The sequence below is a fragment of the Belnapia moabensis DSM 16746 genome (genome assembly GCF_000745835.1).
In the GTDB taxonomy this organism is placed as follows: Bacteria; Pseudomonadota; Alphaproteobacteria; order Acetobacterales; family Acetobacteraceae; genus Belnapia; species Belnapia moabensis.
Window position 1 is genome coordinate 1 of the sequence record NZ_JQKB01000118.1, and the last position, 10,518, is coordinate 10,518.

The following is a 10,518-nucleotide window of genomic DNA, read 5'->3' on the forward strand; positions in this document are numbered from 1 at the left end:
CGGCGGGAATACCGGAGGGGGTGGCAGATGCCGCCACTGGCAGCCGGTCCGCACGAGGTAGAACAACCCGTCCAGCAGGCGCCGCATGTCGGTCGTCCGCGGATGGCCTCCGGGTTTGGCGGCCGGGATGAGCGGTTCGAGAAGGCGATACTGCTCGTCGCTCAGGGCCTGACCGGACCCGTAGTCCCCAACCAGCGCGCGGGTATCGGGCGTCCACATGGCGGCTTCTTTCCGAGAAAGCCGCCCAGAACGCTTCTCCTACGCTGCCTTTTCAGGCCCATGTTCGCCAGGGGTGGCTTTCAAAACAGCCTTTTAGCCAACCTGTAGCCGGCATCCCAGGTCATCCTGACTATCCACCGAGACTGTCGGGCGCGGGAACCCGCTTGGTGCTTCTTACCTCCCCGGCCGGGTCGGCAGCTTCGGCATAGGCGTCAATGACAACATGGCCGATCGGTGGAGTCTCGGCGGCACTCGCTCCTGCATCATCGGGCAGCAATCGAGGTGGCGATATTGGCTCACTAACTGCGCCCGGCACGGGCACGGTGGAGCGCTGGTAGGCAAGCAGGTCGAGGACGGGTGCCTTGTCGCGCCCCAGCGCCATCCCAACGAGGTGGTGAGCTTGCCCGCGGTGGTGAGTTTGGTGATTAAATAGGTGGGCGAGGACGTGGTGGAGCGGCTGCGAATGCGGCGCGCCGCTGCTCGTGGCGTAGTCAAGGGATTCGGCGAGGCGCTTCTCGCTCAGCCCATGGGCGTAATCCACGAGCTTCCTGTCCTGCACTAGCCGTGCCGCGCGGAGGTCGTCGAAGTCATGGTGCAGCACCTCGTCGAGCCGCGTACCGCGCGGGCTCTCCCCGTCCAGGCGGCTCATCCATAAGCGATCGGTGACAAGGAGGTGGTTGAGCGTCCCAAGCAGGGAACCAAAGAAGGCGCCACGGTCCTCGGACAGCGCCTCGGGCGCGATCTGCGCCGCAGAGGCATAGAGGCGAAGGTTGGCCCACTGGTTGTAGAGGGCCATCATGCGGAAGTGCTCCTGCCGCGGTCCCATTGCCATCCTCCCGCTCATGCTTGCTGGATGGCCGTCAGGCTACCACCTGCCGCACTTCATTCACCAGATGAAGCGCGCGGCGGCGAACCTTCGCTGCGTTCAAGGCTATCGGCCCGGGTTGGCCGGGTACTGGTGCCAACACCCACCCGGTAAAAAGCGGCTCCCCGCACTCATGGCACCAGCGTTCACGATGCCTGCTGACGAGGCGAAGCCGGAGGTCCCACCTCACCAGCGCAGCCAGTTCGGCCCTGTCATAGGTCCGCGAGCGGCAGTCGCAACGCAGCCCTGCGGCCTCATCCGAAGCAAGATTGCTGGCACCAGCACCGGAACCCTCACGCGACCACGGCTGGCAGAGAGTGCGGTGGGGATGCTGGACGGATGCACATCCAGCAATCTCTGCCGCCCGGGGCACCCCGGCACAAGGAAGGCCGGGCGTGGCTTCGGCTGAGATTGGGACGGAAACGCGGTAGAGGAGAAATGCCAATGTCCGTCACCGACCAGCCCCGAAACCGCAAAGGTCAAGCCGCGGCCGAGAGTGATGTGCGCAATGTCGAAGCCCGCGGCGGCCTCTTTGTCGCAGCGGTCGAGGCTACCCGGATGCCAATGGGGGTCACTGATCCCAAAGTGACCGGAAACCCGATCATCTACGCCAACGCCGCTTTTCTCGGACTGTGCGGCTACGAGCGAGAGGAGGTGCTAGGCCAGAACTACTTCTTCCTCGTTGGCGCGCATGCCGACCCGGAGGTGACGGCGCGGGTTGAGGCAGCCATGGCCGCACGGCAGACCTTTATCGAGGATGTGCCGTTTCGCGCCAGGGACGGGCGGCAAGTGTAGGTATCGTTGTTCGTCAGTCCGGTGGTCGAGGATGGCCGGGTTGTCCAGCACTTTGCCTCCTTTCTCGATTTCAGCCATCGTGTGGTGCAGGAGCGAGAGTTGCGCGAGTCCAAGGAGACGCTGGACTGGCGGGTCGCCACCCGGACGAGGCGCCTTCAGGAGGTCAACGCGCGGCTGCAAGAGGAGGTAGAGCGACGGCAACGGACCGAGGCCACGCTGCGCGATGCCCTGGCCCAAGGCCAGGAGGACATCCGCTACCGCGACTTCCTGATCCGCGAAGTCAACTATCGAACCAAGAACGCGCTGCAACTCGCCGTTTCGCTGCTGAGCGTGCAAGCCCGCCAGATCGACGATCCGGCTTGCCGCTCAACGCTGGAATCCACCATGACCTGCCCGTGCGATTGGTGGACGCGCGGCCCAACCAGTTTAGCCTCGTCGGCGCCCCGTCCGGACCGTCTAATGGCGTGATCGCTGCCGATTTGAGGAGGCTCGCCATGGTTCCGCCCGCAAGCCAGATCACCGGGGTTCCGCGGGTCGGGGTGATGCTCCCCGGGTGTCGCGCGGGTCAACGATGTTGGGGATGGCAGGTACAGACGCCGACCGGCAGGCCATCATGTAGGCCACTGCAACCTATGCAGATTGGAGAGAGTGCCGCACGGCGGGCGCTACGGACCTCGGGGGTGCAAGTTCGTCGTCACTCTGTCGGTCGAGAGGAGCAAGCCTATTACCTTCCCAGCGCAGCGGCGCTGCTCGGACGCCTGCTCCCTCACCAGCCGCGGTAGAAGCCAGGGCCGTGGCCATACTGCTGCTCCCGCTGTGCATGCCGCCACGCCCGGCGCTGCTCGCGCTCCTGTTCGATGTGCCACGCCTCGCGACGTGCCGCCTCGGCGATCCGCGCTTCGTCCCGCTGCTGGCGCCACTCCCGCACTGCCGCCGCCGCTCCCAGCCATCGTCCCAGGACTGCGGTCCCGCTCCCCAATATTGGACAGTGTGCACCGCTTCACCCTGGGTGCGCCGTGACGACGATTGAGGCTGCGGAACCGCCGGTTGAAGCAAAGAGACCAAAGCCTAGCGCGGCTGCGGCGAACAGGGTCAACGCGGTCTTGTGCACTGGAACCTCCGATTGGTGCTCCTTAGTACAACAATGTGGGGAAAGGGCGTGTCGCGGTTCGGGCTGGATGATGGCGCGACCAAGACAGTAATAATGCACTTTGTGCGAAGTGGCGCCGATGGCTACCCGGCATCCCGTGTCTCCAACCATGCCTTGAGCCTAGGTGGGAGGGGCTTGCCTGTCATCCGACAGAGGCGGTCACCGGGCCGTCGCCACGACGCCCCAGAACTCCAATGAGCGCCGCGATCAGCTTGTCAGGCTCGCATGGCTTGGCCAGCACGGGCGCGATGTCATTGGCGGCCTGTGCTCCGGCTTTTACATCTGCGGTCAGCACGATGAATGGCACACCGAGGGAAGAAAGCGCATCGGCAACCGGCATCGCTGAGCGGCCTTCGAGCTTCATGTCGAGAACCGCTGCATCCGGTCTTTCATCACTCAACAACATAAGTGCAAGGGCGGTGGTTTGGGCAGGCCCCACCATCGATGCGTTGACATCGAGCAGCAAATCTTCAATGTCCATGCTGACGAGCGGGTCGTCCTCAATCAGCAATATGCGTCGGCCCACAAGACCGTTCATGTCTCACCTCCTGAGCAACCCTTGCATAGAGAGAGCGCAAGCAGAAGCGAAAAAGCTGACGTACTGAGCAACTTTACCAACTGTTAGTCGCTTGTATTGTATTAATTTCCAACTTGCGGAGGAATTTGCTGGCGCCGCATCTACGACACTTTCTAGGGCCCGTTGACGGTCATCGTGACGCGATGACGGCGGCGGCGAGGTGGATGGAGGCGGCGTAGCTGGTATCTGTCTTGTCGTAGCGAGTGGCGACGGCCCTGAACTCCTTCAGCTTGGCGAAGGTGTTCTCGATGAGGTGGCGCCAACGATATATGTCGCGGTCGAGGTTGATCTGGGCCTTACGGTTGGCCTTGGGCGGGATCACCGCGGCGGCCCCGCGCGCATCAAGGTCTGCCCTCAACCAGTCCACGTCGAAGGCTTTGTCGCCGAGCAAGGTGCCAAAGGCCACACCCTCGATCAGCGGCGGCACGCCGACAGTGTCATGTCGTTGGCCGGGCAACAGCACGAAGCGCACCAGATTGCCGAGTGCGTCGGCCAAGGCGACGATCTTGGTGGTCAGGCCGCCGCGCGAACGCCCAATGGCCTGGGCTTGGGTCCCCCCCTTGCGCCACTCGCCTTCTGGTGGGCGGTGACGATGGTGCCGTCGATCAGGGCGTATTCGAAGTCCGGTTCGCCAGACAAGCAGGCGAAGACGCGCTCGAATACACCGCCCTTCACCCAGCGGCGGAAGCGCTGGAAGACGCTGTTCCACTTGCCGAAGGCATTGGGCAGATCGCGCCAGGGCGCCCCCGCCCGCACCCGCCATAACACCGCTTCAAAAAACAGCCGGTTGTCTTTGCCCCTGCCGCCGGGATCGGTCGGTTTGCCCGGCAGCAGCGACGCCACCTTTTCCCAAGCCGTGTCGCCCACTACGAACCGGTCTTGATCCAGCACGCCTCGTCCTCCGCCGATCCGGAGCTTGAATCACAAACGGCGCGCTGTGAAAATTCCCACCGTCAACAGGCCCTAAGGCCCCTGATTTCCGGAGAGTGGGTTTCGCACGAATCAGGCTGAGTTGATGCCAGTGCAGATGTTTGTGGGCGGGCCGGCGCCCCGCTACGAGCAGACCAGCAGCACAGACGGTGTGTCGGCGAACCCGTCGTACACGGCAGACATGATCGCAGCGTCGGCACCATCGAAGCCGTGCGCAACGGTGGTGACGAGATCGTCTAGCTCTCGAAGATTCCAATCCGGCGGCAATACTGTGCTGATCAGTAGGCAACGCACCGAACGGGGTTGTACTCCCACCTCGTAAGCGGCCGAGATAATGAAACGGCCGAAGGTTGCTGCCTTCTGTCCGCGGTGGGCGACCGCATGGACGGCCACGCCCGGGCTGGGGCCACCAATCACTCACCAAATGTCCGACGCATCCACTCCCACAATCCCGCGGCAAATAACCGAGGAGAGCAATGTCTCTGCGGTGGCGGCTAAGGCGGAGTTGAGGCCGCCATTATGGTCAGGTACCGGTAAGAGGAGTCGTGCGGCTTGGTTTTGGCCGTCTGCCGTCCCCATTGAGGCTGTCAACGGCCCAGCCCCAAGGAGGACAGGCATGTGCCCGCGACGGGCGAGTACGCGAGCGACGGTCTCCGCCCCAGATAGGGCATTCTGGTCCGCTGCATCGTAGCACAGGACGCTGAACGACCACTCGGACGTGAGAACCGCATCCGCAGCGTAAGGACCGGATGGCATGCCGCCCAGGGCCGCCAGCCACCCGGGGTCCTCATGGCTGCGAAGGTCGCGGCACGCCGCTGCGGCAGCCTTTGCCGCAGCCACTCCCGCGGCCCCGAAGCCGAACAAGGCATGGGCACTGCCGGGGAAGTCCGAAGGAAGGCAAGCGACGTGCAGCGACGCAGCCGCCGCCGGGGTTGAGAACGCGTGGCCGACGCCGACCAACGCAGGTAAACACCCCAGCAGGGTGCGACGGGCCAAGCGCAGTCGCATGCCGCCGGGCGCCGCGTCCCAGTTGGCGGTGGACTCCATCTCTTTGAAGGGGGATGCGCCAGGATAGACGCAGCGATGCGGGCGCGACCCGTTCCCGACCATCAGCATTCTTCGTCGTCCTCGGCCGCCTGGGCACTCAACCTGCCTGTCCGCATCAACCCTCGTGCCGTTTGCCGGTTGGGTCGAACTACACGCCTAGGTAGCCATGGTCCATAATGTGGGCCTGGGTTGACGAACGCCGGGGGGAACGCCTGACGGACGTGCTGGTCGTGGATGACGCGCGGCTGATCCATGAGGATGCCCCCGTGAAGATAGTGACTTTGCCCGTCAGGCGTCCCATTCTCGCCTCTCTATGATGGTGCGCGCCAACAGGGACCGGCCCGGCACCACGCGCGCCTTCGACCGCAAGCCATTTTATGCCGGTGCATGGAGCGGCCCCTCCGCATTGAGCGCTCGGCGGCGATCACCCAAACGCGAGCGGTAACCGGGCTTTCTGCTGTCATCCTACGGACCGCTCGGGGCAGGGATGCCGGGGGCTGGCTCGCCGGTTCACGTTGACCATTGCATTGATGGCGGCGCAGCATTGCTCGGTCGGAACCGGTCAAGGACTTTCCCGCAGCGGGATCGGCGGAGAACAGGGAGATCGGCCGTGTACATCGCGGTCCGAAAGTACGCCGAGAAAGCTGCCTTGATCGACGGACTGGTGCCGCGGGTCGGCGATGGCTTCGTGCCGGTGCTCAGGCGCACGGCGGGCTTCAAAGGCTACTGCGCCTTCCCCAGCGAGGACGGCCACGCCGTCTCGATCACCATCTTCGGTGATCGCTCGACCGCCATGCTGGCCGAAGATCGGCACCGCGAGTGGGTAGTGTCCAACTTGAGGGACCTACTGTCCAACCCGCCGGAGGTCACTGCGGGTGAGACGCTGCTGCACGAGGTGTCGAAAATACAGCACAACGGCGGCTCCGGCATGTTCGTCACTGTGCGCATGTACGAAGGCGTGGGGTCTAGGGAGGAGGTGCTACCCCTCGTTCGGCAGCATGTTTTCCTGACGATCACTGGTGCCCCTGGCTTCCGCGGCTACTACGCCTTCTTCGACGAGCGGAACGCCATCCGCGCTGGAGCAGTCTCCCTGTTCGACACGCGACAGAACGCGCTTCAGGCGAATGAGCAGGTGGTATCCATCATGCGCGAGAGGCAGATCGCGCCGAACCCACCGACCGTCATGATGGGCGAGACCGTTATCGTAGCGACAGCCAATGACTAACCCGGCCGGCCGTTCGACGGCTTACTCTTGGCAGGCGCTTCACCGAATTCCGCTCGGGACAGCCGGGCCATCCCTTTTCTTCAAATCGTCGTCTCTGCCGCGCCGATCTGCAAACCTATCATGCGCAGAATCAGCGTCCGCCATAATTGGCGTGGACATGGCAGGACTGGGCTCTGCAAAGTCAGGACACGACCGGAGGGCATGCCGCCATGGCTTCTTTCGTCGTCACTGGTATCGTGCGGGTGATCGCCTACCCCAACCAGAACCGGGAGGAGCCTGCGCTGCGGATCATTGAGGCTGAGAGCGAGGCGAAGGCCCGTGGCGAATTTATCGCCAGCCTAACGGTCGATGAGGAGTTCTCAGCAACCCAACGCATCGCGGAGGTCACCCACGTCCTTCAGGTCAACGTGGGCGGGGTAGCCGCGGACCGGACCAGCAGGGAACCCGTGCCGATGACCCAGATGAGGCACTAGCCGCACGTCCGCAGCGGCAACCTCAGCGTCCCTCACTGTGCTTTGAAGCTGCGGTTGGCTTCAGCACCAGCGGCCGGATGCTGTTGTGGCTCAGGTGGCCGCCAGAGGTGGTGACAATGCCGCGCTTTGCCAGGACTGCGGCGATCTCCCGCTAGCTGAGACCAAGGCCGATCACCTTACCGCCTGAACATGGGCCGGGATGCAGCGACGACCCTCGATGCGGCGGCCAGCCTGAGCCGACTGGCAATCGCGGGCGGCCTTCAGCTTGCTGACGAGGTTCGCCTATTTAAACTGCGCAACTAAACTCAATACCTGCCGGATCAAGTCTTGCGTCGGGGCGGGTGGTGCCGAGGGATGGCGCCAGTAGGGCGCGGTCTGACTATTTTCCGAAACCCCCATCCGCACTCAAAGATGGCACGGCCAACTGGTCCTGCTTGCTGGCTCGGTGACTGATGACCGTGTTGACGTGGGCCACCAAATCGGCACCGCCTAGCAGTCGCCCGTCGCGGTGAACGCGATCGAATATTACAGAGCCATAGCTCAGTGGAAAGCCGCCCTCGTAATGCAAAGCTTCAGCGCCACGGGAGAAGTCCACCCGAACGTGCCGGAGGTGCCAGCGGGTGATATCCTGGGCCATACATTCGAAGCCCATACTTGCAATGCTGCCGAAGAACACCGAGGCCGTGCCAGCTTCAACGGCCCGACTGCCGACTACTGTCATTGGGATCGGCAGGGCGAGCTTCGGGTGCTGCCCGCAGGGCATTGCTCCACTGCCTGCCGCGGCGGTACCCAAGGAGGCAAGGAGGATGGCGAGCGCAAGGCGAGACATCATCCCCTGAACGAGGCTTTCGTCGCCGCACCTTGGCGGTATGGCTCAGACTCTACTGCTCCCAGCCTCCATCGTCATCTCTCGATCGCGCTACTCACCGCGAAATGTTTTTCGGCGTTCACGGATTACAAATGTGGTGCCGAGGATCGCGTACGGCGGACTGGAAAGCACACAGGAGTGACCGTTACCCGCCGATTTGATGCTGCCTAAAATGTATGTGGCGAAGAGGCGGGCTTACGCTGGAGCAAACGGCTACTAACCAGTTCAGCCCGGATGCGAGGCCGCATGTTGCTGATGTCGAGACTTAGGCAGGCCGCACGGGACGCGGATTGCCTCTCCTTCGCATATGGTGGTGGCGACGTACCGGAACTGATCGCCCTCCTCTGGCAGATCGCCAATCGTGAGCGCTGCACGATGGAATACGCCGTGGTCTCAGGTACTCCGGGGATCATCACCGTGCGTTTCCAACGACAGGGTGCCGCAGTCTCGTCAGTCGTGGCGCGTTAGGCCGCCCGAAGCAGCCGGCTGACGGCACTGGCGATCAGCCGGGCCGAGTTCCAACAGCCACATGGGTCACGGGGAGTGCCGCGGCATGACCAGATCGGGACGGTGGCCGTGGAACCCGCCCTACACGCGGCGGCACTTTTTAGTGTTGCAACATCTAGCTTCTCAACAATGCGTTGCGCCCGCAAACCAACCTGCTCCGGCGGCGTACTTCCAAGCCATGGATGTTGCTGTCCAAAACATCAACGTGGAGCAAGCCTGTGCAGGAGCGTTTTGCGGTCATCTATGCGGTTGAGTGGATGGGCACTCCTCGTGAGAGGTACTTTCCCACCCTTGCGCCTGCGGTCAACTTTGCTGGCCGCATCACAACGGACGGCACCACAGCCTACCCTGACGTTGCTACCATTGTCCGCATGACACGGAAGCACGAGCATTGTGCTTGGGAGGATGACCAGAAATTCGAAGTCACTGAAATAAGTGGTGGGAAGCATCCCCCGAACTTCAGCAATGGCGCTCTGCCAGATCAGGCTTGGGGGCACGTATAACCGAGCAGCCGTCCGGCGGGTGATCCAAAAAGGAATTCCCTTTGGTGCCGGTTCAATCTCAGTAACGAGCGAGTACCCTGGGAGAAAGCGAGGACCGCGGGACGGCAGCATGTCCGGATGCTGAAGGCGCCTTGCCGAGTAGTGACAACGGCCGCGGCCTCGAACACGAGCGAGCCTTACCGCAGCCCGAACGGGGACCGCTGGTGCCCTGTCCGCGGACACGGTTCCGGCGCGTGTTTGTCCGGCACAAGCTCAATGTCCCATCGGGCGGCTGAGCCTCAGAGCATCCGCGCGCCGGGGATCGGATATGGGTCGAGGCGCGGGCGGGCGTGATGTCAGGCGTGTCCCCCGGCGTGGCGCTGAGCGGCAGTCCTGCCCAGCCGCGACAGGAGTTCTTCCGTCAGGTGGCCGTCCTGAAACGCATGGTCCTGCCGCGGCCCTGAGCGCTTCTGCCTAATGCACAGGATAGGGGTTATCAGGCACCGGTTTGGGCGGCATTTCAGGCTGCGGATCGGGATCGGGCTGGCCGGGTGGCGGCATGGGGGGCATCGGGTCGGTTGGCGGGATAGGTAGACCAGACATAACCGTTTCCCTTGCTGGCCTGCGGAAGAACGCTTGTGGTTGTAGATGGATGCCCAGCGCAGAGCGGGCTTGGCACGCGAGCGGGAACTACATGAGGCCAAGAAAACGCTGGAGCGGCGTGTTGCCACCCGGACGAGGCGCCTTCAGGAGGTTAACGCGCGGCTGCAAGAGGAGGTAGAGCGACGGCAACGGACCGAGGCCACGCTGCGCGATGCCTTGGCCCAAGGCCAGGAGGACATCCGCTACCGCGACTTCCTGATCCGCGAGGTCAACCATCGAACCAAGAACGCGCTGCAACTCGCAATCTCGCTGCTCCGCGTGCAAGCGCGCCAGATCGACGATCCGGATTGCCACGCGACGCTGGAAACCGCCGTGGGGCGGCTCCGGCGCGTAGGCGAGGTCCACAGCCTGCTGACCTACAGAGCAGGCAGCCCGAACGCGATCGACTTTCCTGACTACCTCCGTCGTCTCTGCGAGGAAATGGCCGAAGCTATGGCGCCATCGCCGGAACAGGTGTCGGTCGAGGTGGAGGCTGACGAGGAGGCCGTGTGGAGCCCGGACCTTGTGGTGCCGCTCGGGCTTATCGTGGGTGAGGCAGTGACCAACGCGCTCAAATACGCCTTTCCGGATGGGCGCAGCGGGCGGGTCTTGGTCGAGTTGCACGCCGAGACCGGTGGGCAGATGCGCCTGCTGATCGAGGACGACGGAGCCGGCATGCCCACCGAGCGCCGGGCAGGCTCGCTCGGGCTGCGACTGGTTGAGATGCTGGCCAAGCAG

Annotated in this window: 11 protein-coding genes; 6 read left to right on the top strand and 5 right to left on the bottom strand. The window is 63.7% G+C overall.

Annotated elements, in window-relative coordinates; genetic code table 11:
• Positions 1–219 (bottom strand): transposase (locus tag EP26_RS27485; RefSeq protein ID WP_157033856.1); only part of this gene is annotated, 219 nt, incomplete at its 3' end.
• A 130-nt stretch (positions 220–349) separates the two neighbouring features.
• Positions 350–1,045, bottom strand: a complete 696-nt coding sequence (locus tag EP26_RS27490; RefSeq protein ID WP_084113060.1) for a DinB family protein — start codon at positions 1,043–1,045, stop codon at positions 350–352.
• A 483-nt stretch (positions 1,046–1,528) separates the two neighbouring features.
• Between EP26_RS27490 and EP26_RS32590 the strand changes: the two genes are divergently transcribed.
• Positions 1,529–1,879: a PAS domain-containing protein gene (locus tag EP26_RS32590; protein WP_052389762.1), complete on the top strand. Its 351-nt coding sequence runs from the start codon at positions 1,529–1,531 to the stop codon at positions 1,877–1,879.
• Positions 1,880–1,885: 6 nt separating this feature from the next.
• Positions 1,886–2,347 (top strand): histidine kinase dimerization/phosphoacceptor domain -containing protein, encoded by a 462-nt coding sequence (locus tag EP26_RS32595; protein ID WP_052389763.1) that lies wholly within the window; start codon positions 1,886–1,888, stop codon positions 2,345–2,347.
• 824 nt (positions 2,348–3,171) lie between these two features.
• On the opposite strand, the gene EP26_RS32600 is transcribed toward EP26_RS32595, so the two are convergent.
• The 3 genes from EP26_RS32600 to EP26_RS35635 all read right to left on the bottom strand — a co-directional run bounded on the left by EP26_RS32600 (position 3,172) and on the right by EP26_RS35635 (position 4,953).
• Positions 3,172–3,567: a response regulator gene (locus EP26_RS32600; RefSeq protein WP_052389764.1), complete on the bottom strand. Its 396-nt coding sequence runs from the start codon at positions 3,565–3,567 to the stop codon at positions 3,172–3,174.
• A 169-nt stretch (positions 3,568–3,736) separates the two neighbouring features.
• A protein-coding gene (locus tag EP26_RS33920; protein WP_157033858.1) for an IS5 family transposase occupies positions 3,737–4,494 on the bottom strand; the annotation gives its coding sequence in 2 pieces (ribosomal slippage) (positions 3,737–4,167 and positions 4,167–4,494; 759 coding nt in all).
• A gap of 165 nt (positions 4,495–4,659) precedes the next feature.
• On the bottom strand, positions 4,660–4,953 hold the full coding sequence (locus EP26_RS35635) for a hypothetical protein (protein ID WP_157033857.1): 294 nt from the start codon (positions 4,951–4,953) through the stop codon (positions 4,660–4,662).
• A 1,240-nt stretch (positions 4,954–6,193) separates the two neighbouring features.
• Here EP26_RS35635 and EP26_RS32605 point away from each other — a divergent pair.
• From EP26_RS32605 to EP26_RS27535, 4 genes are all read left to right on the top strand, one after another.
• On the top strand, positions 6,194–6,808 hold the full coding sequence (locus tag EP26_RS32605; RefSeq protein ID WP_052389765.1) for a hypothetical protein: 615 nt from the start codon (positions 6,194–6,196) through the stop codon (positions 6,806–6,808).
• Between the two features lie 209 nt (positions 6,809–7,017).
• Positions 7,018–7,281: a hypothetical protein gene (locus EP26_RS27520; RefSeq protein ID WP_043343791.1), complete on the top strand. Its 264-nt coding sequence runs from the start codon at positions 7,018–7,020 to the stop codon at positions 7,279–7,281.
• Positions 7,282–8,395: 1,114 nt separating this feature from the next.
• Positions 8,396–8,617: a hypothetical protein gene (locus EP26_RS37010; protein ID WP_043343794.1), complete on the top strand. Its 222-nt coding sequence runs from the start codon at positions 8,396–8,398 to the stop codon at positions 8,615–8,617.
• A gap of 1,169 nt (positions 8,618–9,786) precedes the next feature.
• Positions 9,787–10,518 (top strand): sensor histidine kinase (locus tag EP26_RS27535; RefSeq protein WP_211259583.1); only part of this gene is annotated, 732 nt, incomplete at its 3' end.

Coding starts and splice junctions, on each gene's coding strand:
- EP26_RS37010 (WP_043343794.1), top strand. CDS start 8,396: ATGTTGCTGATGTCGAGACTTAGGCAGGCCGCACGGGACGCGGATTGC.
- EP26_RS27490 (WP_084113060.1), bottom strand. CDS start 1,045: ATGGGACCGCGGCAGGAGCACTTCCGCATGATGGCCCTCTACAACCAG.
- EP26_RS32590 (WP_052389762.1), top strand. CDS start 1,529: ATGTCCGTCACCGACCAGCCCCGAAACCGCAAAGGTCAAGCCGCGGCC.
- EP26_RS27520 (WP_043343791.1), top strand. CDS start 7,018: ATGGCTTCTTTCGTCGTCACTGGTATCGTGCGGGTGATCGCCTACCCC.
- EP26_RS32600 (WP_052389764.1), bottom strand. CDS start 3,567: ATGAACGGTCTTGTGGGCCGACGCATATTGCTGATTGAGGACGACCCG.